Origin of the sequence: Streptomyces pseudovenezuelae (genome assembly GCF_029892565.1) — a bacterium.
Lineage (GTDB): Bacteria > Actinomycetota > Actinomycetes > Streptomycetales > Streptomycetaceae > Streptomyces > Streptomyces pseudovenezuelae_A.
In genome coordinates, this window is record NZ_JARXVH010000010.1 from 26,970 (window position 1) to 50,098 (window position 23,129).

General features: G+C 72.0%; 15 protein-coding genes. 12 read left to right on the top strand and 3 right to left on the bottom strand.

What is annotated here, in order from left to right; genetic code table 11:
- Genes M2283_RS29565 through M2283_RS29585 form a run of 5 tightly spaced genes read left to right on the top strand, consistent with a single transcriptional unit; the run spans window position 1 to window position 8,223 of the window.
- Window positions 1-4,755, top strand: a complete 4,755-nt coding sequence (locus tag M2283_RS29565; RefSeq protein WP_280879481.1) for a type I polyketide synthase — start codon at window positions 1-3, stop codon at window positions 4,753-4,755.
- Complete coding sequence (locus tag M2283_RS29570) at window positions 4,752-5,075, top strand: acyl carrier protein (protein ID WP_280879482.1); 324 nt, start codon at window positions 4,752-4,754, stop codon at window positions 5,073-5,075. The genes M2283_RS29565 and M2283_RS29570 overlap by 4 nt, the downstream gene beginning before the upstream one ends.
- A 3-nt stretch (window positions 5,076-5,078) precedes the next feature.
- On the top strand, window positions 5,079-5,906 hold the full coding sequence (locus M2283_RS29575; protein WP_280879483.1) for an alpha/beta fold hydrolase: 828 nt from the start codon (window positions 5,079-5,081) through the stop codon (window positions 5,904-5,906).
- Window positions 5,903-7,120: a glycosyltransferase gene (locus tag M2283_RS29580; RefSeq protein ID WP_280879484.1), complete on the top strand. Its 1,218-nt coding sequence runs from the start codon at window positions 5,903-5,905 to the stop codon at window positions 7,118-7,120. The genes M2283_RS29575 and M2283_RS29580 overlap by 4 nt, the downstream gene beginning before the upstream one ends.
- Complete coding sequence (locus M2283_RS29585) at window positions 7,117-8,223, top strand: class I SAM-dependent methyltransferase (RefSeq protein ID WP_280879485.1); 1,107 nt, start codon at window positions 7,117-7,119, stop codon at window positions 8,221-8,223. The genes M2283_RS29580 and M2283_RS29585 overlap by 4 nt, the downstream gene beginning before the upstream one ends.
- A 22-nt stretch (window positions 8,224-8,245) precedes the next feature.
- Here the strand turns inward: M2283_RS29585 and M2283_RS29590 are convergent, their stop codons facing one another.
- Window positions 8,246-9,010 carry an SIS domain-containing protein gene (locus tag M2283_RS29590; RefSeq protein ID WP_280879486.1) on the bottom strand — a complete coding sequence of 255 codons (765 nt, stop codon included), beginning with the start codon at window positions 9,008-9,010 and terminating at the stop codon, window positions 8,246-8,248.
- 161 nt (window positions 9,011-9,171) lie between these two features.
- On the opposite strand from M2283_RS29590, the gene M2283_RS29595 reads away from it, so the two are divergent.
- The 6 genes from M2283_RS29595 to M2283_RS29620 all read left to right on the top strand — a co-directional run bounded on the left by M2283_RS29595 (window position 9,172) and on the right by M2283_RS29620 (window position 18,433).
- Window positions 9,172-10,056 (top strand): MurR/RpiR family transcriptional regulator, encoded by an 885-nt coding sequence (locus M2283_RS29595; RefSeq protein WP_280879487.1) that lies wholly within the window; start codon window positions 9,172-9,174, stop codon window positions 10,054-10,056.
- A gap of 110 nt (window positions 10,057-10,166) precedes the next feature.
- Complete coding sequence (locus tag M2283_RS29600) at window positions 10,167-14,405, top strand: NEW3 domain-containing protein (protein ID WP_280879488.1); 4,239 nt, start codon at window positions 10,167-10,169, stop codon at window positions 14,403-14,405.
- Window positions 14,402-15,034: a peptidyl-prolyl cis-trans isomerase gene (locus M2283_RS29605; protein ID WP_280879489.1), complete on the top strand. Its 633-nt coding sequence runs from the start codon at window positions 14,402-14,404 to the stop codon at window positions 15,032-15,034. The genes M2283_RS29600 and M2283_RS29605 overlap by 4 nt, the downstream gene beginning before the upstream one ends.
- Before the next feature lie 128 nt (window positions 15,035-15,162).
- Complete coding sequence (locus M2283_RS29610) at window positions 15,163-16,533, top strand: extracellular solute-binding protein (protein WP_280879490.1); 1,371 nt, start codon at window positions 15,163-15,165, stop codon at window positions 16,531-16,533.
- A gap of 2 nt (window positions 16,534-16,535) precedes the next feature.
- Complete coding sequence (locus M2283_RS29615; protein WP_280879491.1) at window positions 16,536-17,555, top strand: carbohydrate ABC transporter permease; 1,020 nt, start codon at window positions 16,536-16,538, stop codon at window positions 17,553-17,555.
- Window positions 17,552-18,433: a carbohydrate ABC transporter permease gene (locus tag M2283_RS29620; protein ID WP_280879492.1), complete on the top strand. Its 882-nt coding sequence runs from the start codon at window positions 17,552-17,554 to the stop codon at window positions 18,431-18,433. Before M2283_RS29615 ends, M2283_RS29620 begins: the two co-directional genes overlap by 4 nt.
- On the opposite strand, the gene M2283_RS29625 is transcribed toward M2283_RS29620, so the two are convergent.
- Window positions 18,423-20,672 carry a glycoside hydrolase family 3 N-terminal domain-containing protein gene (locus M2283_RS29625; protein ID WP_280879493.1) on the bottom strand — a complete coding sequence of 750 codons (2,250 nt, stop codon included), beginning with the start codon at window positions 20,670-20,672 and terminating at the stop codon, window positions 18,423-18,425. The genes M2283_RS29620 and M2283_RS29625 overlap by 11 nt on opposite strands.
- Window positions 20,669-21,820: an N-acetylglucosamine kinase gene (locus M2283_RS29630; protein ID WP_280879494.1), complete on the bottom strand. Its 1,152-nt coding sequence runs from the start codon at window positions 21,818-21,820 to the stop codon at window positions 20,669-20,671. Before M2283_RS29630 ends, M2283_RS29625 begins: the two co-directional genes overlap by 4 nt.
- A 77-nt stretch (window positions 21,821-21,897) precedes the next feature.
- Here M2283_RS29630 and M2283_RS29635 point away from each other — a divergent pair, with 77 nt between their 5' ends.
- A complete protein-coding gene (locus M2283_RS29635) occupies window positions 21,898-23,112 on the top strand; it encodes a glycoside hydrolase 5 family protein (protein WP_280879742.1) in 1,215 nt (404 codons plus the stop codon).
- The last annotated feature ends 17 nt before the right edge of the window (window positions 23,113-23,129 follow it).

The window sequence follows — 23,129 nt, forward strand, 5'->3', positions numbered from 1 at the left end:
ATGACCGGCCCCGTGGCCATCGTGGGCATGGCGGTGCTGCTGCCCGGCGCTCCGGATCTGGACGCCTACTGGCGCAACCTGCTGGACGGCACCGACGCCATCACGGATGTGCCGGACGGCCGGTGGGACGCGGACGCGTACTACCGGCCGGGCTCCGCCGACGGTCCGGCCGTCGCCGACCAGGTGTACTGCCGGCGCGGCGGGTTCGTCGACTCGTTGGCGGAGGTCGAGGTCACCCGGTTCGGGATCATGCCGAACTCGGTGGCCGGCACCGAGCCGGACCAGCTGATCGCGCTGAAGGTGGCCGCGCAGGCCGTCGCCGACGCGGGCGGCGAGGACCGGCTGCCCGACCGCGACCGGGTGGGGGTGATCCTGGGCCGGGGCGGCTATCTGACCCCCGGCCTGGTCCGCCTGGACCAGCGGGTGCGTACGGCGGGACAACTCGTCCGCACACTGGGCGAGTTGCTGCCCGACCTGTCACCCGGCCAACTCGACAAGGTACGGACGGCGTTCACCGAACGGCTCGGCCCGGACAGTCCCGAGTCGGCCATCGGACTGGTGCCCAACCTGGCCGCCTCCCGGGTCGCCAACCGCCTCGACCTGCGCGGCCCCGCCTACACCGTGGACGCGGCCTGCGCCTCGTCGCTGGTCGCCGTCGACCAGGCGGTGACCGAACTCGACTCCGGGCGCTGCGACTTGATGCTCGCCGGGGGCGTCCACCACTGCCACGACATCACGCTCTGGAGCGTCTTCTCCCAACTGCGCGCCCTCTCCCCGAGCCAGCGGATCCGGCCCTTCCACCGGGGTGCCGACGGCATCTTGATCGGCGAGGGCACGGGTGTGGTCGCCCTCAAGCGTCTCGCCGACGCCGAACGCGACGGCGACCGGATCTACGCCGTGATCCGGGGCACCGGGGTCGCGAGCGACGGCCGCGCGGCGAGCCTCTTCAACCCCGACTCGGCCGGCCAGACGCACGCCGTGCGGCAGGCGTGGCGGGCGGCCGGTCTCGACCCCGCCGAGCCCGGTTCGATCGGCCTCCTGGAGGCGCACGGCACGGCGACGCCCGCCGGTGACGGGGCCGAACTGGCCACCCTGACCGAGGTGTTCGGCCGGGGCGGGAGCGACGCGGTGATCGGCTCGGTGAAGTCGATGATCGGCCACACCATGCCCGCCGCCGGAGTCGCGGGCCTGGTCAAGGCCGCCCTCGCCGTCCACCACGGCATGCTCCTGCCGACCCTGCACTGCGACGACCCGCACCCCGCGCTCACGGCCACCCGCTTCCGCCCCCTGGAGAAGGCGACGCCCTGGGAGACGTCACCGGAACGGCCGGTGCGCCGGGCGGCGGTGAACGCGTTCGGGTTCGGGGGGATCAACGCCCATGTGGTGCTGGAGGAGGCGCCCGGCGCCAAGCACCCCCGGCGGGCGGGTCCGGTGACCGTCATCGAGCCCGAGCGGGTCCTCGCGCTCGCCGCCGCGAACTCCGAAGGCCTGGCCGCCCTGTTGGACGCCGAGGACGGCGTCGTACTGGCGGCAGGCCTGGACACCACGCACCTACCGGCCGCGGCGGGCGGCGCGCGACTCGGCATCGTCGACCCGACCGCGAAGCGGCTCGCGCTGGCCCGTCGGGCGGTCACGAAGGGCCGGGCGTGGCAGGGGCGCAGTGACGTGTGGTTCGCGCCGCGTCCGCTGGCCGGACGGACGGCGTTCCTCTTCCCCGGTCTGGAAGGCGACTTCGCTCCCCAGATCGACGACGTGGCCGCGTACTTCGACCTGCCGCCGGTCCGTTCGGCGGGCCCTGCGCGGGTGGGGGACGTGGGCCGGCACGGTCTGGGCGTCGTCTCCGTCGGCCGGCTCCTCGACGCCGCCCTGCGCCGTATGGGCGTGGTGCCGGACGCGGTCGCCGGGCACAGCGTGGGCGAGTGGACGGCGATGGTGGTGGCCGGGGTGTACGCGGTGGACGAGGTCGGCGCCTTCATGGAGTCGTTCGACCCCGATCAACTGACCGTCCCCGGGCTGGCGTTCGGCGCGATCGGCACGTCCGCCGAACGGGTCCTCGCCGCGCTGGACGAGAAGTGGGCGGCGGCCGGTGTCGTCCTCTCGCACGACAACGCGCCGGGCCAGTCGATGGTGTGCGGCCCGGAGGAGGCCGTCGCGGAGTTCGTCCGGGCCTTTCGGGCCGAGGGCGTGATCAGTCAGGTCCTGCCGTTCCAATCCGGCTTCCACACACCGATGTTGGAGCCGTACCTCGGCCCCATCGAGGAGGCCACGAACCGCTTCCGGCTGTACCCACCGGCGGTCCCCCTGTGGTCGGGGACGACCGCGTCACCGTTCCCCGAGGACGAGGCCGCCATCCGGGCACTGTTCGTCCGACACCTGCTGGAGCCGGTCCGGTTCCGGCAGCTCGTCGAGGGGCTGTACGCCGCCGGCCACCGCGTCTTCGTCCAGGTCGGCACCGGCCAGCTCGGCTCCCTGGTCGGCGACACCCTCGGCACCCGCGACCATCTGGTCGTCGCCGCCAACTCACCCCACCGCACCGGCCTCGCCCAACTCCGCCGGGTGGCAACCGCGTTGTGGACGACGGGGGCGGGGGTCGCACCCGACCTGCCAGCACAGGGACGTACGCCTCAGGGACGTGAACCTCAGGCGAGTACGCCTCTGGGACGCACCCCACGCGCAACCGCACGGGTCGAGCGACCTCCGATCCGGCTCGACCTGGGCGGGTCGCTGGTGTCGCTGGAGCGCGGGGCACTCGCGGAACTCCGCGCAGAGCTGGCGACGGCGACCGCCGCGCGCACGCCCTCGGCGCCAACTCACCCTCCCCTGACGACAGTCGGCGGCTCCCCCACCCTCGACGCCCTCGTGTCCAGCTCGCCCGTCGCCGCCGAACTGTCGGCCCTCCTCCGCGAAACCGCGGACACCGCCGTCGAGCTGATCACGGCGAGCGCAAGTCAAGCGACGTCTGCCACCGTCGGCCGCCACACCCCCGTGTCCGGCGGCTTCAACACCACCGTCTCCCCACCCCCGGGTCTTCGCACCTCCGCCTCCCAACCCCCGGGTCTTCGCACCTCCGTCTCCCCACCCTCGGACCTCCGCGCCCCCGCCTCCCCAGCGGCCCCCGCTCCCGCCCCTCAGCCCGCCCCCGCCGCCCGCCGCACCACCACCGTCCGCGTCTCCCCCGACGCCATGCCCTACCTCCTCGACCACTGCTTCTTCCCGCAGCGCCCGGGCTGGCCCGATGTCGCCGACCGGTGGCCGGTCGTCCCCGCGACCACGATCGTGCAGCACATCATGGAGACGGCGGAGGCAGCCGCCCCCGGCATGCGGGCGGTCGCCGTCCACGGGGCACGCTTCGACCAGTGGCTGACGGCGACACCCCCCGTAGACGTGCCGGTGACCGTCACGCCCGACGGCCCGAACCGCCTCGCCGTCACCTTCGGCCCCGGCGCCCGAGCCGTCGTAGAGCTGGGCCCGCATTACCCGGCCGCCCCCGCACACCACCCCCACCCCGGCGGGGACCGCACCCCCGAGCACACCGCCGCCCAGCTCTACAGCGAACGCTGGATGTTCCACGGCCCGGCGTTCCAGGGCGTCACCGAGCTGACCGGCATCGGCGAGCACCACGTCCGGGGGGTGATCACGACCCCTCCGGCCCCCGGCGCGCTTCTCGACAACGTCGGTCAGATCCTCGGCTACTGGATCATGGCGACCCGCACGGAACGGACGGTCGTCTTCCCGGTCCAGATGCGCGAGATGCGCTTCTACGGTCCTCACCCGCGCCCCGGTACGGACGTGGAGTGCGTGGTCCGGATCACCTCCCTGACCGCCGCCGTCCTCGAAGCCGACGTCCGGCTGAGCGTCGGCGGCCAGGTCTGGGCGGAGTTGACCGGCTGGCAGGACCGGCGCTTCGACAACGACCCCAAGACCCGTCCCGTCGAGCGCTTCCCGGACCGCAACACCCTCTCGGAGGCCCGCTCCGGCGGCTGGAGCCTGCTGCACGAGCGCTGGCCCGACCTCGCCTCGCGCGACCTGATCATGCGCAACTCGCTGAGCGGCGCGGAGCGTTCGCAGTACGCCGAGCACGCACCGCGGGGCCGCAGGCAGTGGCTGCTCGGCCGGATCGCGCTCAAGGACGCGGTACGGCAGTGGCTGTGGGACCACGGCGTGGGTCCCGTCTACCCGGCGGAGATCCGGGTGCACAACGACGACCTGGGCCGCCCGTACGTCACCGGTCTGCACGGGCGTGAACTGCCCGCGCTGGACGTCTCGTTGGCGCACCGGGCCGAGTCGGCGGTCGCGATCGTACGGCCGCACACGCCCGGTCCCGGTCCCGGCATCGATCTCGAAGAGGTCGTCGAGCGCGACCCGTCGACCTTCGCCACGGCACTCGGCCCGGCCGAACTCCGGCTCCTGCACGCCATCTGCGCCGACACAGGCGCAAGGACAAGTACAAGCACAAGCGCAGACACCGGTGCCGGAGCCGGCGCCGGCGAGTCCGAGGCGCTGTGGTTCACCCGGTTCTGGGCCGCCAAGGAGGCGGTCGCCAAGGCCGAGGGAACCGGGTTCGGCGGACGTCCACGGGACTTCGAGGTGCTCGAAGTCACCGACGGGGACCGGCTGTTGGTCTCGGGGCGACTGGAACGCGCGTACACCGTGCACCACGAACGCACCGGCAATCCCCCCGCACTGCCCGACCGGGACTACGTCGTGGCCTGGACCACCGGCCCGCAGCACGCAGAGGAGTCGTACGACCGATGACCGATCCCACCGCCACTTCCACCGCCACGGACGAGGACGCGGTTCTCGCCGACATCACCGGCATGCTGGAGCGCCTCCTGGAGGACGAGTACGGCCTCGACGACGTTGAGATCGGCATGACGACCACCTTCAACCGCGATCTGGAGCTGGAGAGCATCGACCTGGTGACGCTGGCCGGGCTGCTGGAGGAGAAGTACGGCAGGCGGGTCAACTTCGCCGAGTTCGTGGCCGGCATGGAGTTCGACGAGATCATCGAGCTCACCGTCGGGCGGCTCGTCGAGTACGTGGTGCAGAGTCTGAAGTCGGCGGAGGCGGGCTGAGCCATGGCCATGGTCGACACCGGTCAACTCCGGGTGCACGTACAGAGAATGGGGCCACGGGACGGCAGTGTTCCCACCGCCACGGTGGTCCTGGTCCACGGTCTGCTCACCGACAGTCTGGCCAGCTACTACTTCACGTTCGGGCCGCCGTTCGCGGCGGCCGGCCTCGACGTGATCATGTTCGACCTGCGCGGTCACGGCCGCAGCGGGCGCCCGGCGAGCGGCTACTCCCTCGACGACAACATCGACGACCTGGAGGCCCTGCTCGACACCCTGGCGGTGACCGGCCCGGTGCACCTGGTCGGCAACTCCTACGGCGGCACCATCGCCTTCGGCTACGCGGCCCGTCATCCGGAGCGGGCGGCCAGCGTGTGCCTGATCGAGTCCGAGCCGGCGACCGCGAGTTGGTCGCGGAACATGGACGGCGTCCTCCAACAGGTGCTGCACGAGCTGGCGTTCAACGAGGACCTCGCACTCGCCTGGATCGCCGACAACCGCAGCCACAACACCGCCCGGCTGGCCAAGGGCGCGGCCCGTCTGATCCGCGAGACGACCCTCGCCCAGGACATGCGGACCAGCGCGGTGTTGACGGAGGATCAGATCCGCGCCGTGCACTGCCCCGTGCTCGGGGTGTACGGCGGCGACTCGGAACTCGCCCTGCTGACACCGTGGCTGGAGAAGCTGCTGCCCGACTGCCGGACGGTCGTCCTGCCGGGGCACGAGCACTCGGTGCTGGTGGAGGCGGCGGGTGTGGTGGGCGGCCATGTGCTGGAGCAGATCCAGAAAACCAACGCGCAGATCCAGGCGGCCACCGCGGCGGCCGTCCGGTGAGCAGATTCCTGTTCGTCGTGCCGCCCCTGGTGGGGCACATCAACCCGACCGTCGGTGTGGCCGCCGAACTCGCCACCCGGGGCCACGAGTCGGCGTGGGCCTGCGCCGATCCCGCTCTGGTCCGGCGGCTGGCGGGGGACGACGTCCGCGTGTACCCGTGCGCCGGACCGATGCTGGGTTCGGGCGACGGGACGCGGCCGCCGGAGCTGCGCGGCCCGGAGGCGCTGAAGTTCCTGTGGGAACGGTTCCTGGTGCCGCTGGCCGACGAGATGGCGCCCGGTGTGCGGGCGGCCGTCGAGGAGTTCGCGCCGGACGCGGTCGTCGCCGACCAGCAGACCCTGGCCGGTGGGCTGGTGGCCGAGCGGCTCGGTGTCCCGTGGGCCACCTCGGCGACCACGTCCGCCGAACTCACCGACGCGCTGGCGGGCCTGCCGAAGGTCAGGCAATGGTTGGACGAGGGGCTGCGCGCCCTGCGCGCCCGTATCGGCGACCCGGCGGGCAGTGCCGACCCCCGGTTCTCCCCGCACCTCGTACTCGCGTTCAGCACCCGGGAGTTGGCCGGTCCCGAGGCTTTGGAGGGCGAGCGGATCCGCTGGGTCGGCCCGTCGATCGCGTCCCGCCCGGTGGCCCCCGGCTTCCCCTGGGACTGGCTCGACCCGTCCCGGGACAAGGTCCTGGTCACCCTGGGTACCGCCAACACCGACGTCGGCGGCCGCTTCCTCGCCGAGTGCCTGACCGCGCTGCGGGCGCGGGCGGACCGGGTCCAGTCGGTGATCGTGGATCCCGGCGGCACGCTCACCGGGCCCGACGCCGACACCGTCGACGACAACGCCACCGACGACAAGGACGTACTGATCGTCGCCTCGGTCCCCCAACTCCCGCTCCTCGAACGGGTCGACGCGGTCATCTGTCACGCCGGGCACAACACGGTCTGCGAAGCCCTGTGGCACGGGGTCCCGCTCGTCGTGGCCCCCATCCGCGACGACCAGCCGGTCGTCGCGGGCCAGGTCACCGCCGCGGGAGCCGGGGTCCGGGTCCGCTTCGGGCGGGTGACCGCGGTGAAGCTGGGCGCGGCGATCGACGCCGTGCTGCACGAGCCGGAGCACCGCGCTGCCGCCGAGCGGATCGGCACGGCCTTCCGCGCGGCCGGCGGCACCGGGGCGGCGGCAACTCACCTGGAACGACTGGCGCGTCCTTCGAAGGAGGACCAGTGAGCAACACCCCCGAGCCCCCTGAGACTTCTGAGGCCCCTGAGCCCCCCGCGCCCTCGCGCACCGAACAGGTCGCCGCTCTGCGGCCGGTATACCAGGCCGACCTCGCCGACGGCACCGACCGCTTCTTCGAACCCCGCCGCACCACCTGCCCGTGGTGCGGTTCGGCGGAACTGAAGACCCGGCTGCGCACCACGGACCTGCTCCAGCACAAGCCGGGCGCCTTCGTCCTCGACCGCTGCCAGGACTGCCGGCACACCTTCCAGAACCCCCGACTGAGCGAGGCGGGGCTGGAGTTCTACTACCGGGACTTCTACGACGGCCTGGGCGAGAAGCAGGTCGGCACCACCTTCGCGGGCCGGACCAAGATGTACGAGCAGCGCGCGCAGTCGCTCCTCCCGCACTCGCCGACTCCCAAGAACTGGCTGGATGTCGGGACCGGCCACGGCCACTTCTGCGAGTCGGCCCGCACGGTCTACCCCGACACCACGTTCGACGGTCTCGACTTCACCGACGGTGCCGAACTCGCCGAGCGGGCAGGGCGGGTGGAGCGCGGCTACCGGGGTAGCTTCCCCGAGCTGGCGCCGGAGTTCTCGGGCCACTACGACGTGGTCAGCATGTTCCACTACCTGGAGCACAGCACGCAGCCCGGTCTCGAACTCCGGGCCGCCTACCGGGCGATCCGTCCCGGCGGCCACCTGCTGATCGAGGTCCCGGACCCGGACAGCCGTTTCGCCCGGCTGCTCGGCCGCTGGTGGCTGCCCTGGCTCCAGCCGCAGCACCTGCACTTCGTCCCGGTGGGGAATCTGCGCGGCCGGCTGACGGACCTGGGCTTCACGGTGGTCGCGGAGCAGCACGCCGAACCCCATGACCCGGTCGACCTGTTGGCCGCCGTATGGCTGGCTCTGGACACGGCGGTGCCCGACGATGTGCCGTGGGTCGCGGCGCCTCCGTCCGCGTTCCGCCGCGCCCTGCGCACGGCCGTCCTCATCGCCGGTATCCCGGCGTTCCTGCTGGGCACGCTGCTGGACCGGTTCGCCGTCAAGCCGCTCTCGCGGCGGCTGGGTCTGTCGAACGCCTACCGGCTGGTGGCCCGCCGGGACTGAGCCCCGGCGCCGTCCCCGGCCGTCAGCTCGCGGTGCGTCGGATCCGTCCGGCGTACCGCTTCTCCAGCTCCAGGTTGCCCTCGAAGCCGCCGGGCACGTTGGCCGAGACGTAGACGGGCGGGCGGTCGCCGGTGGCCAGGAGCTGCCGGGACGCCTCGGCGACCGTCATCTGGATCAGCATCACGCCGGTGAGGGTGGACAGGGCGCAGACGGCGCCGCCGCCGGGGAGGTCGAGGAGGGCGTCGCCGCGCGGAGCCCGGTTGTCGAGGACGACGTCGGCGAGGTCGGCGAGCTTCTTGCCGCTGGAGTGGCCGGCCGGGACGGCCCGGGTGTGGGCGAGCGAGGTGATGGCCAGGAGGCGATGACCCTGCTCCTTGGCCCGCAGGGCGGTCTCGACGATCACGTTGTTCACGCCGGAGTTGGAGATGACGACGAAGAGGTCCTCGGGGCGCGGATCGGCGAGCCGGTAGATCCGCTCGGCGACACCGGCCCGGCGCTCCAGGAGCGGGTCGTCCAGGACGCTCGGGTCCTCACCGCCGTAGAGCACGAGGTCGGCGATGCTCAGTCGGTTGGTGGGCACCAACCCGCCCGCGCGGCCCGCGAGTTCGAGGACCATCGCCTGGGAGTGGCCGGTGCCGAAGGCCTGGATCACGCCGTCGCCTCGCACGCAGTCGGCGATCAGTTCGGCGGCACGTGTCACCTCGTCGCGCGCGGACCGCGTGATGTCCTCGAGGACGGCCAGGCTCTCGCGCGCGAAGCCCTCGGCGCTCACAGACTCGACGGACACGCAAACACTCCCCACTGGTGGATTGAACCACCTTGTGTATGACCCATCTAGTGAATCAATAAATCACATGCCCGGGATCCGGGCAATGAGCCGATGTTGGCTCCATCGGACGGTCCTGGTATTCAAACAGCCTCCTCATCGGTGGCTGATACCTTCTCTTCATGCCCTCGACGGACGTCACCACACTGATCCGCACCGAGTTGCCGAGGTTGCCCGGCTCGCTCCGGAAGGTCGGCGAGCTGATCCTTGAGGATCCGGCCGCCGTGACCCATTGTTCGGCCGCCGAGCTGGGCCGTCGCACCGGCACCTCGCAGGCGACGGTGACCCGTTTCTGCCGGGCCGTCGGGCTCGACTCCTACCAGCATCTGCTGATCGAACTGGCCCAGGAGCGCGGCCGGGGCGAGGTCTCCGACTGGGGCTCCGCGGAGATCGGTCCCGACATCTCCCCGGACGACGATCTGGAGCGGGTCGTGCAGGTGGTCGGCACCGCCGACCTGCGCGCCATCCAGCAGACGATCGACCGGATCGACCTCGACGCGATCGAGCGCGCGGCCCAGGCCCTGGCCCGCGCGCGCCGGATCGACGTATACGGCGTGGGCGGCAGCGGCGCGGTGGCACAGGAGACGGAGACCCGGCTGTTCCGGATCGGCTGCGCGGTGCGCGGCTGGACCGAGGTGCACGCGGCGGCCACCTCCGCGGCCCTGCTCACCCCGGCGGACGTGGCCATCGGCATCTCCCACTCGGGGGCGACTCGCGAGACGCTCGAACCGTTCGAGATGGCCAAGGAGCGGGGCGCGACCACCATCGCCCTCACCACGGACCCGCGCTCGCCGCTCGCCCGGGCCGCCGACATCCGACTCATCTCGGCCACCTCGGAGACCAGCTTCCGCACCGGCAGCATCGGCGGCCGGCACTCCGTCCTGATGCTCATCGACTGCCTCTACGTCCGGGTCGCGCAGCTCTCCTACCAGCGCGCGAGCGCCTCCCTCGCCCTCACCGACCACATCACCCCGCAGCACGCGGTGAAGTCCCGCCGGACGAGGTGAGTGCGGCCGAGGGTGCATGGATGAACCACCGAGGAAACACGAAGATGGTTGTTTGAACCATCCCGGCGATGCCAGGATGGAACTCCGCCGAGCTTCCTCGTAGGAGACCCATGCGCGTCACGGCTACCGAGTCGACCGAGCTCTTCGTCGGGACCGCCGAGCACCCGCACCAGGTGGTGGCCGCCGAGATCGAGCACGTTCCGGGCCCGACGGTCCTGTGCACCATCGAGGGCCCGGGCGTCACCGGAGACTGCGTCGCGACCACGGGTGAGGACGGCGGCGTGCGCGCCGAGATACCCGTGAGCGTCGACGGCATGGCGCCCGGCGACCGCCGCGAGGTCATGCTCACCGTCGTCAGCGGAGACCAAGTGGCCCGGCAGACCGTCGAGTTCACGGCCGCCGAGCCCGGCTGGACGATGTTCATGGTCAGCCACTTCCACTACGACCCCGTCTGGTGGAACACCCAGGCCGCCTACACCGAGACCTGGGACGTCGCCGACGACCCCGCCCTGACCGGGCTGCCGGCCCGCACCTTCGACTCGCGCGGCCAGTCCGGGATGAGCCTGGTCCGCGCCCACTGCGACCTGGCCCGCCGCGATCCGGCCTACACCTTCGTGCTCGCCGAGGTCGACTACCTCAAGCCGTACTGGGACTCCTTCCCGGAGGAGCGCGCCTTCCTGCGCGAGCTGATCCGCACCGGTCGCGTAGAGATCATGGGCGGCACCTACAACGAGCCCAACACCAACCTCACCGGCGCCGAGGCGACCGTACGCAACGCGTTGTACGGCGACGGTTTCCAGCGCGGGATCATGGGCGGATCGCCGGAGACGGCCTGGCAGTTGGACGCGTTCGGGCACGATCCGCAGTTCCCGGGGCTGATGGCGGACGCGGGGCTCGGTTCGAGTTCGTGGGCGCGCGGGCCGTTCCACCAGTGGGGGCCGACGCTCTCCGTGTTCGGGGAGGAGCCGCGCGATCCCCAACGGATGCAGTTCCCGGCCGAGTTCAGCTGGATCGCCCCTTCCGGGCGCGGGCTGTTGACGGCCTACATGGTCAACCACTACGGCGCCGGCTGGGCGATCGACAACGCGCCCACTCTCCCGGAGGCGGAGGCGGCGGCCTTCAAGCTCTTCCGGGGGCTGAAGAAGGTCGCGCTCACCCGCAATGTGCTGCTCCCGGTCGGCGGCGACTACGCGCCCCCGTGCCGCTGGGTGATGGACATCCACCGGGACTGGAACGCCCGTTACCTCTGGCCGCGCTTCGTCAGCGCCGTGCCGAGGGACTTCTTCGCCGCCGTGCGGGGGCAGTTGGCGGCGGAGGGGCGCAGGGCGTCACCACAGACGCGGGACATGAACCCGGTCTACACCGGCAAGGACGTCTCCTACATCGACACCAAGCAGGCCCAGCGGTACGGCGAGACGCTCCTCGCCGACGCGGAGGCCTGGGCGACCCTCGCGTCCCTGGTCACCGGGCACCCCTATCCGGACGCGGCCCTGGACAAGGCCTGGCGGCAGCTGATCTACGGCGCTCACCACGACGCGATCACCGGCTCCGAGTCGGACCAGGTCTACATCGACCTGCTGACCGGCTGGCGCGAACTGGCCGACCTCGCCGAGACCGTGCACGCCGACGCCACCCAGGCCCTCGCCGACCGGGTCACCCCGGGCGACGGCCCCGACCTGGTCGTCTTCAACTCCGCGAGCTGGCCCCGCCGGGACGTCCTGACGATCCCCGACCCGGGCCACGTCCCGTTGGACGACTCCGGCGCCCCTCTGCCCGCCGTGCTGGAGGACGGCCAACTCCACGTCGTCGTACCGGAGATCCCCGGCATCGGCCTCAAAGCCCTCCCGCTCACCGGGAGTTCGGCCCCCGAGTGGACCCCCGTCCCCGGAACCGCCATCCGCAACGAGTTCTACGAGGTGACGGTCGACCCCGAACGCGGTGGTGGCGTCAGCAGCCTGCGCGGGCTCGCCGAGGGCGGCCGGGAGCTGCTGCGCCCCGGCGACATCGGCAACGAGCTGGTCGTGCAGGAGGAGTATCCGAGGCACCCCCGCTTCGGCGAGGGCCCCTGGCACCTCACCCCGACCGGCACAACCGCCGCCCGCAGCCGGGACGTTCGGGCCGACGTCGAGGTCGAGCACGCGCCGGCCGGCTCCCGGATCACCGTCCGCGCCGACCTCGGGCTCTTCCGGTACACCCAGCGGCTGACGCTGTGGACGGGGGTGCCACGCCTCGACGTGACCACCACGATCGACGGCTACGACGGCGCGGACCGGCTGATCCGGGTGCGCTGGCCCTCCGACGTGCAGGGCGGACTGCCCGTGCACGAGGTCGCGGACGCGGTGATCGGGCGCGGGTTCGGGTTCGTCGATGTGGACAGCGAGCGGTTCCCGTGGACGCTGGACAACCCGGCCAACACCTGGTTCGGCCTCGGCTCGACGGCACGGGTCGAACTCCGGGACGACATGGGCGCGTTGCTCGGCCATCGGTCGATCGGAGTCGCCGAGCTGGTGTACGCCTCCTGGGCGGAGGCCGGCGAGTTGGGCACCCCGCTCGCGGCGGCGCTGGTCCGCGCCGGGGTGACGGCGACCTCGACGATCGCGGGCGGCCCGCGCTACGGCGACCTGGAGGTCGACTCCAACCTGCCCGACATCCGGATCGCCGTCGGCGGCCCCGACCGCAACGCCGTGGTCGCCGAGGCGCTCGGCTGGGACCCGGCCGCCGGGCGTGAACTCGGGCGCCAACTGGCCGAGGGCGGCGTGGCGTCCGTCTGGATCGCGCCGCGGGCCGGGCTGCGCGAGGAGTGGGTGCCCGGGGCCGACCTGCGCGACCTGGAGCGGCTGCCGCTGCTGGTGGTCGCGGGCGTCGACACCGAGGGCGACGCGAAGGCCGTGGACGCGCTGGTCGCCGACCTCGGCGGCGCGGTCGTACGGGCCACCGCGGCGGGCGGCGGTGAGGCGCTGCCGCCGGGCGACGCCTGGGACGGGCGCGGCTTCGCCGTCCTCAACCGGGGCACGCCCGGCTGTGTCGTCACCTCCTCCGGCGACCTCTGCATGTCCCTGATGCGCTCCTGCACGGGCTGGCCGTCCGGCATCTGGGTCGACCCGCCCCGCCGTACCGCGCCGGACGGTTCGGCGTTCCAGCTGCAACGCTGGTCGCACACCTTCGAGTACGCCGTGGTCGCGGGCGAGGGCGACTGGCGCGAGCAGCAACTGCCGCGCCTGGGCCATGAGTTCAACCACCCACTGACCGCCCGGGTGCGTGAGGCGGCGACGAGCGATCCCGTCCTGCCGCGCGAGTCGGTACTGCTCGGCATCGAGCCCGCCGGCGAGGTCCTGCTGGACGCGTTCAAGCCACTGGGCTCGCCGCTGGCCCGGGGCGGAGTCGCCCCCGTCGACCCGGGGCGCGGGGTCGTCGTCCGCGTCCACGAGGTGAACGGGCGTCCGGTGCGGGCGCGGGTGCGCGGACCGCGAGAGTGGACGCGGGGCGCGCGTGCGGACGTACTGGAGAGACCCGGTGAGCCGCTCGCCGCGGACCAACAGGGCGCGCTCGACGTCGGGTTGACCGGCTTCGAGGTCGCCACACTCCTGGCCACACCCGGGGAGGGCACCCGGATCTCGTACGACCCCGGTGTCGCCGCGTACGAACCCGCGCAGCCCGTCGCCACCCGCTACTGGCTCCACAACTCGGGCCCCGCGCCCCGCGGCAACATGCCCGTGGCCGTCTATCTCTCACCGGCCACACTCACCGCGTCCGGCGGCCCGGTCACCGCGACCGTCCGGGTCTCCTCGGAAATCACCGACGCACCGGTCTCGGGCACCGTGACGGTCGGCGTCCCGCCCGGCTGGTCCGCCGCGCCCGCCCAACTGCCGTACGCCCTGGGCCCCGGCGGCTTCACGCTCGCCGAGGTCACGGTGACACCCCCGCCGGGCGCCGTACCCGGCCGGCACTGGCTCACCGCACGCCTGTCGTACGAGGGACAGGACTACGAGGATGTCGTGGCGCTCGACGTTCCGGGCGAGCGCCACGCCGCACCAACCCTGCACGCCGATCTGGGAGTTGGCCGGATCAGCGTACGCAGGGGCGAGCGAACCCGCGTCCCGGTGACCCTGCGCAACACCACCCGCGGGACGATCGACGGCACCCTGTGGGCGGTGTCCGCGTGGGGCACCTGGCCGGGGGTCGGGCCGGGCTGCCAGGGCTTCACCGTGCCCGGCGGGGAAGAGGTGGAGGTCTGCGTCGACGTGGACGGCGGGGCCGTGGCACCGGGCTCGTACTGGCTGCTCGCGAAGATCGCCTGGCACGGGCGGGTCGCCTACACCGAGGCCGTCGAGCTGGAGGTGACGCCATGACCTCGGAGCACGCGGCCGTGGTGCACGGCAGAGCGGTGCCGCGACAGGCCGTGGACGCGCTGCTGGAGTCCGTACCGGCACGCGACCGGGAGACGACCCGCCCCGAGTCCCTCGCGCGGGCGGAGCGGCAGCGCCGGCGCTGGGCGACCCAGGTGGTGGTCGCCGACGAACTGGCCCGACGGGCCTGCGCGGAACGGGGGTTGGCGCTCCCGCCCGAAGTGTCGCCGACCCGGTTGCTCGCCGTGGCCGAGACCGACGTCGCCGACCTCGGCAGCATCGTCGCGGCGGCGCTCGCCCACTCCCCGGCCGCCCGCGTCCTGCTCGCCGAGCTGGAGGCCGAGCAGGACGTGCCGGAGACGGCCGTACGGGACTACTACGAGCGCAACCCGGACCGCTTCCTCACGCCGGACGCGCTGCGGCGCGGGGTCGATCCGTTCGGGCGGCCGACGCCCGCTGACTTCCTGCCGTACGGGCAGGTCAGCGGGAGCGTGGCGGCCGAACTGCGGCGCGCGGCGGGCACCCGCGCCTTCTTCGCGTGGTTCGACCGGGCCCGCGCCGACGTGGAGTACGCGGCCGGTCACGAGCACCCGGGCGACCCCGCGCACCCGGACCACGAACACCGTCATTGATCGTCCACGGAACCTAAAAGCAACACGGGAACCCATTGACCTCCGATGAATTCTGGTCCACCTTTTCATCAATCGGAGTCGAATTCGGTTCATTGAACCAGCCGTCGGCTGGTCCCAGGAGGGTGGACATGCGCGCTGGAAGACTGACCGCATCCGTGGCGGGACTCATCGCCCTGACGCTGACGGCGGCCGGGTGCGGCCTGTCCGGTGGCTCCGACAGCGGCGACGCCACCGCCGGCGGCTGCAAGGTCGACAAGGGCAATGTCGGGTCCGGGAAACTGACCGGCGACGTCAAGGGCGACATCACCTTCCAGACGACGAACCTGAAGAAGGACTTCGGGGACTTCTTCAACGGGGTGATCAAGGCCTTCGAGAAGGCGCACGCCGGCACCAAGGTCAAGTGGATCGACGATCCGGGCGACGCGACCTTCGGCCAGCGCACGGTCGCCGACGCCCAGGCCTGCACCCTGCCGGACGTGCTCAACGTCGACTCCCCCACCGCGACCGCCCTCACCAAGGCCGGCTACCTGCTCGACCTGGGCGTCAAGGACCCGGACGCCGCGAAGCCGTTCGTCCCGGCGTTCTGGAAGTCCAGCACCATGAAGGACGCCTCGGGCACGTCGGTGCACACCGTGCTGCCCTGGTACACCGGCGGTGTCCTTCTGACGTACAACACCGACCTGTTGAAGAAGGCGGGGGTCGATCCGGCGAAGCCGCCGACGACCATGTTCGGGCTGTTCGCCGACTACGAGAAGATCGCGAAGAAGGCCGACGGCAAGTACTTCGCGACGATGGCCAACCCGGTCTGGCGGATCCCGGCCGACTGGGACCAGATGAACATCAAGACGCTCTCCGCCGACGGCAGGTCCGCGGTGTTCGCCGACGATCCGCGGACCGCGCAGTGGGTCGCCTGGATGGCGAAGCTGTACAAGGAGGGCGCGATGCCGAAGGACTCGCTGTCCTCCAACAACGACCCCTCCACGCTCTACAGCCAGGGCAAGGTCGCCTACGGTTCGACGAACCCGAGTTTCGTGCGCTTCGTGAAGCAGAACAGCCCGTCGATCTACGCCAGGACCGCTGTCGGCCAGCAGCCCTTCGACGCGCTCGGCCACACCACGGCCGCCCCGCAGTACATAGCGGCCGCCGCGACGAGCAAGAACGCTCCCACTGCACTGGCGTTCGCGGAGTTCCTCACCAACGCCGAGAACCAGACGGCCTGGTGCAAGGACCCGAACGTGGTGATCTTCCCGACGACCACGACCTCGCTGGACGACCCGTTCTTCCAGAAGACCAGCGGCGACGACCCGTTCTCGCAGGCCCGCAAGCTCGTCGCCGAGCAGCTCAAGACGGCGACCGCCTACCAGACCAACATCTCCACGGCCGTGCTGACCGCCATCGTGGGCCAGGTGCAGCTGGCCATGCAGGGCAAGAAGAGCCCCGAACAGGCCGTCAAGGACGCCCAGGAGAAGGCCGACGAGCTGCTGAAGCAGGCGGGCTGACGGTGGCGACGCAGATCACCGAGCCGGTGTCCGTGCCCGGCGTGGAGGGCACCGCCTCCGTGCCGGGCGCGGCCCCGTCCCGCGCCCGCCGACTCGCCCGGGCCGTGCTGCCGGGACCCGCTCCCGGTGCCAACGGAGCGGCGATGTACCGCCGTTGGTGGCTGCCGTGGCTGTGGACCGCGCCGGCGATCGGCTGCGCGGTGGTGTTCGGGGTGTTCCCCTTCTTCAACACCCTCCTGCTGTCGTTCACCGACGCCAAGCCGCTCGGCGGCGCAGCGAGCTTCGTCGGACTCTCCAACTACACCCGGATGCTGGACGATTCGGACTTCTGGCTGGCGACCCGCAACAGCGTCCTGTACGCGCTGATCGTCGTCCCGCTCATGGTGCTGCTGCCGTTGCTGCTCGCCGTCCTGGTGGAGAAGAACCTGCCCGGCATCGGCTTCTTCCGCTCCGCCTTCTACACCCCGGTGCTCGCCTCCAGCGTGGTCGTCGGCCTGAGCTGGCAGTGGCTGCTGGCAGACGACGGCCTGGTCAACACCTGGCTGGAGAAAGCCCACTTGATCCGGTCGGCCATCCCCTTCCTCTCCGACTCGTGGCTGATCCTGCTGTCGGCGATGGGCCTGACCCTGTGGAAGGGCCTGGGCTGGTACATGGTCTTCTACCTGGCCGCCCTCGGGAACGTGCCCAAGGAACTGCACGAGGCCGCCTCCATGGACGGCGCCGGTGCCGCCCGCCGTTTCTGGCACATCACCGTGCCCGGCGTACGGCAGGCGATGATGCTCGTCGGCACCCTCACCGGCATCGGCTCGCTGCGCGTGTTCACCGAGATCTACATGCTCGGCAGCTCCACCGGAGGCCCCGGCGGCGCCGACCGCACCCTCCCCTTCTACATCCGGGACGTCGGCCTCGACCCGATCACCGGCAACGCCGGATACGGCTCGGCGGTGAGTGTGGCCCTGTTCGCCCTGACCCTGGGCCTGACCCTGCTGGCGCAGCGCCTGACGAAGGAGGACGAGTCATGACGACCGCCCTGCCGCACAAGTCCCGTCGCCTGACGCCCCGTTGGCGGGACTACGGGCGCCCACGCGAACTCGTCGTCCGCTACCTGCTGTTGCTCCTCGTGCTCGGTCTCACCGTCGGCCCCCTGCTGTGGCAGTTGCTGGCCTCCCTGAAGAGCACCGGCGAGGACGTCTTCGGCGCGAACGCCTCGCTGCTCCCGCAACACCCGACCCTGCGCGCCTACCGGACGGTCTTCGACCAGGTGCCGGTGGTCACGTACATCAGGAACAGCCTGATCGTGGTCGCCCTGTCGGTCACCAGCCAACTGGTGTTCTCCACCACGGCCGGCTACATGCTCTCCAAGCCCGGCTGGAAGGGCCGCAAGGCGGTCTGGGTCGTGCTGATCGCCTCGATGATGTTCCCCTTCGAGTCGATCATGGTGTCGCTGTTCCTGAGCATCCGCGACCTGGGCCTGGTCGACAGCCTGGCCGGCGTATGGCTGCCCGGATTCGTCGGCGCCATCAACGTCCTGCTGATGCGCGGCGCGTTCCTCGCGGTCCCGCGCGAGATCGAGGACTCGGCCATGCTCGACGGCGCGAACGAGTGGCAGCGCTTCCGGCACCTGTATCTGCCGTCCGCGTGGGGCGCGATCCTGGTGGTCGTCATCAACACCTTCATCAGCGCCTGGGACGACTTCCTCTGGCCGCTGATCGTGCTGCGCTCGGAGAGCCACATGACCCTGACGCTGGGCCTCTCCCGACTGCAGAGCTCGTCGTTCGGCTACGACCAACGCGTGGTCATGGCCGGCTCGGTGATCTCCGTCATCCCGGTCCTGGTGCTGTTCGTGATCACCCAACGGTGGTTCTACAAGGGCGTCTCGTCGGGCGCGGTCAAGCTCTGAGGCCCGGCACTCTGAGGTCCAGTACGACGGGTACGGCGTCGAGCGCGGCCCGCGCCGACTCGGCGACCCGGATCTCGACGACCTCGGACGGGGCGAGTTGGTCGGCGTCAGGTGACATGGAGACCGTTCGCCGCTCGCCGGGCGCGAGCCCGACGCCCTCGAACGCGCACAGTTCGAGGGTGCGCGGCCATACGGGCGTGATCAGCCTGCGAATGTACAACTGGACGACCGAACGCCCGTACCGCTCCCCGGTGTTGGTGACATCGACGTCGACGGTCAGCCCCGACAGACGTGGCGTGCCGTACGCGAAGCTCGTGTACGACAGCCCGTGCCCGAAGGAGTGGAGCGGCTCGGCGCTCTCGTCCACGTAGCCGCTGTACTCGATGTCCTTGTGGTTGTAGTGGACGGGGAGTTGGGCGGCCGAACGCGGGACGGAGACGGAGAGGCGGCCCGCGGGTTCCGCCAGCCCGAGCAGCACCTCGGCGATCGCCTCGCCGCCCCACTGGCCCGGGTACCAGGCGGTGAGCAGCGCGGCAGCGGTGTCGGGCACGATGTGCGGGCGGCCTTGAACCAGCACGACCGCCGTCGGCGTTCCCGTCGCGACGACGGCGTCCAACAGGGCGTACTGAGCCGCCCCCAGCCGCAGCCCCGCCAGGTCGGCCCCCTCACCGCACGTCATCTCCGAAACGGCCGTGACAGCGGCCCCGTTGGCGGCGAAGTCCGTCCCGGACGTACGGGCGCTGCTGCCGCCCAGGACCAGTACGGCGAGGTCGGAGGTGGCAGCGGCGGCGACCGCCTCGGGGATGCCGGCGAGGTCGTCGCCGGTGAGGGCGCAACCGGGGGCGTGCCGGATGTCGACGCCGGACGGGACGAGCCGGCGCAGCCCGTCGAGCACGCTGGTACCGGTGCCGGGGCGCTGCGGGGCGGTGTAGTCGCCCAACTGGTGTTCAGTGGTGGCGGATTGGGGGCCGACAACGGCGATACGGGAGACGGTGGGCGAGACCGGGAGGGTGCCGGCGTGGTTGCTCAGGAGAGTTACCGACGCTCGGGCGAGGTCGGTGCTCAGGGCACGGCCCTGCTCGGGAGGCGGCAACTCCCCTCGCCCGTAGGGCCGTTCGAAGAGGCCGAGGCGGAACTTGAGGCGCAGGACGCGCGCCACGGCCGCGTCGAGCACGGACTCCTCGACCAGCCCCCGCTCGACGGCCTCCGCCAGATGCGTGAAGCCCTCGTCCCAAAGGCTCAGGTCGACACCGGCGTTGAGCGCGAGGGCGCCCGCCGAGACCTTGTCGCCGGTGATGCGGGCCAGCCGGTCCACGGCGAGGCCGTCCGCCATGACCAGGCCGGTGAACCCCCAGCGGTCCCGGAGCAGTTCGGTGAGCAGAGCGCGGTTGCCGGCGCTGGGCAGGCCGTCGACCTCGTTGTACGCGGCCATCACGGCCGCGGCCCCGGCTCGGACGCCGGCGCGGGCGGCGGGCAGGTGGATCTCGTGCAGCTCCCTCGAACTCAGCGCGGACTCGGCGGAGTTGCGGCCACCGACGGTGGCGCCCTGTCCGGCGAAGTGCTTCAGGACGACGGGGGTCTTGTCGGCGGCGAAGTGCTCGCCCGGTGCGCCCTGCATGCCGCGCACGAGGGCCTCGGTGAGCCTCGCCGCGAGGTACGGGTCCTCGCCGAAGCACTCCTCGGTGCGGCCCCAGCGGGGGTCGCGGGCGATGTCGAGGGCCGCGACCAGGGCGACATGGCCACCGCGGGCGCGCAGTTCGGCGGCGGCGTACGCGGCGGCCCGCTCGTACAGCTCGGGGTCCCAGGTGGCGCCGACGGCCAGGTTGACCGGGAGGACTGTGCCGTCCAGCGCCATGTGCCCGTGCGGCATCTCCTCGACGAACAGTGCCGGTATGCCGAGGCGGCTGCTGTCGATGACGTGCCGCTGAACCAACTCGGCGAGTTCCGCGCTGTGTTCGGCGTCCGGTCCGTTGGCGTGGTCGACGCCGGACCAGGCGTCGGCGCGCATCAGGCCGTACAGGGCGCCGAGTCCGCCGAAGCGGTCGGTCTCGGCGTGCAGGGCGTCGGTGAGTTCGAAGCCGGTGGCAGTGCGGCGGTAGGCGTCCCAGCCGTACATGCGCTGGTTGAGCTGGCCGACCTTCTCGCGCAGGGTCATACGGGAGAGGAGGTCCCGGACGCGGGCGTCCGTGGGGGCGGCGGGGTCGCGATAGGTGCCGCTCAGGGCTGCTGCCTGTGTCATGACCGGCGTCCGTACTCAAGCCGGGCGAGGGCCACGGCACCTCGACAGCCGTCGGCGACCCAGTCCAGGGGCAGGCCGAGCGTGTGGAGGCGGGCGGCGAGGAGGCCGGTGAGGGGTCCGTCGGGGCCGAGGAGACCGCCGGTCGCCACGACCCGCTCGCCTGGCTGCGGGTCCAACGCCCGCACGGTGGCGGTCAGTTGATCAGCGGCCTCGTCGAGGATCGCCAGCGCCACGGCGTCCTTGTCCTGGGCCGCCTCGACGACCAGCGGGGCGAGACGGGCGAGGCGGATCGGGAGCTCGGCCATGACGACGGGGAGCAGGTGCATGCGGTAGGCCTCTCGGCCGGAGCGAGGCCAGGAGGTGGGGCCCTCGGACTGCGAGCCGCCTTCCTGCGAGCCGCCTTCCTGCGAGGCTCCGCCCTGCGAGCCCTCAGACTGCGAGCCGCCTTCCTGCGAGGCTCCGCCGTGCGAGCCCTCAGGCCGGGAGACACCCTCCGGCAGCACCCCCTCCGGCAACCCCAGCGCCCGTCCCACCGACCCCGCCAGTACCGTCTCCCGTCCCCTCCCGTCGGCCATCCGCAACGCGGCCCGTACCGCAGCGCGGCCGATCCAGAAGCCGCTGCCGTCGTCGCCGAGGAGCCAGCCGTCGCCGTCCACGGTGGCCGTGCAGTGGCGGTCGGTGATGCGCATGGCGACAGCTCCCGTGCCCGCGACCAGGGCGAGGCCGTCGGCCGGGGTGCCCGGGGCGGAGGCGAAGGCGGCCTCGATGTCGCTGCAGATGCCGGGCGGGCCTGCCGTGATGCCCAGGCTGCGAAGGGCGACGGTGAGGGCGGTCAGGGCGTTGCGGTGGCCCCGGTCGTCCGCCGAGACGCCGGTCGCGCCCGCGAAACCGCCGGCCACGGCGACGACCCGGCCCCGCCATGCTTCCGGCACCGCCCGGGCCACGGCCTCGACGAGATGGTCGGTGAGCTCGGGCAGCGGAACGGTCAGGGCGTTGCCCGGACCGGCGGAGCCCTCGCCGAGGGGGCGGCCGTCGGCCGCGGTGGCGAGGACGGCACGGGTGCGGGTGCCGCCGGCGTCCAGGCCGACGACGAGCGCCGGTGCATCGGCATCCGTACGAAGAACGCTCTGGTTGAAATCGTTATCCATTACCGACCATGGTGGTTGATACATTCAGCTAGGACAAGCCCCCGACCTTCCAAGGTCGGCGACGCGAGGAGGATCCCATTCCCACGCCCCGCTTCGGCGTCAACTACACGCCCCGCCGCGGCTGGTTCCACTCCTGGCAGGACTTCGACCCGGCGCGCGCCCGCGAGGACCTGGCCCAGATCGCCGCCCTCGGCCTCGACCACGTCCGCGTCTTCCACCTGTGGACGCTGCTCCAGCCCAACCGCGCGCTGATCCGCACCGCGGCCGTCGACCAGCTGGCGCACCTCGTCGACCTCGCGGGCGAGGCGGGCCTCGACGTCATGGTGGACGGCGTGCAGGGGCACCTGTCGAGCTTCGACTTCTACCCGGAGTGGGCCCGCGGCTGGCACCACCGCAATGTCTTCACCGACCCCGAGGCGATCGAGGCGCAGGCGGAGCTGCTGCGCACGCTGGGCCGGGCCCTCGCCGACCGCCCGAACCTCATCGGCCTCCAGCTCGGCAACGAGCTCAACAACCTGGTCGAGCACAACCCGGTGACCGCGGCCGAGGTGGACCACTACCTCGACACGCTGCTGACGGCCGCCCGCGAGGGCCTGCGCCCGGGGCAGCTCGCCACGCACTCCGCCTACGACGCGGCCTGGTACGGCGACGACCACCCCTTCACCCCCGAGGCCTCGGCCCGCAAGGGCGATGTGACGACCGTCCACCCGTGGGTGTTCTCCGCCGACTGCGCCCGCCGCTACGGCCCCGGCTCCCCCGAGGTGCTGCACCTGGCCGAGTACGGCACCGAGCTCGCCAAGGCCTACGCCAAGGATCCGGCCCGGCCGGTCTGGATCCAGGAGACGGGCGCGCCCGAGCCGCACATCCCGGCGGCCGACGCCCCCGCCTTCGCGCGCGCCACCGTGCTCAACGCGGCCGGGTGCACGGACCTGTGGGGCGTGACCTGGTGGTGCTCCCACGACGTGGACCGGGCGTTGCTCGACTTCCCTGAACTGGAGTACACCCTGGGCCTCTTCGACTCCGCCGGCCACGCCAAGCCGATCGCCACCGCCCTCGCCGGCACGATCGCCGAGCTGCGGGCCGAGCCCATCTCCCCCCAACCGCGCGACACCGCCCTGGTGTTGGACTGCACCCCGTCCACCCGTTCCGTCTCCGGCCCGGGCGGGGCGTACTTCGAGGCGTGGATGCGGCTGCGCAAGGAGGGGGAACGACCTGCCGTGGTGCTGGCCGAACGGGCGGAGGACGCCGGGTACTTGGCGGCGCGGGGGATCGTGAGGACCGTACGACTGTGAAGAGCGGACGGGCACGG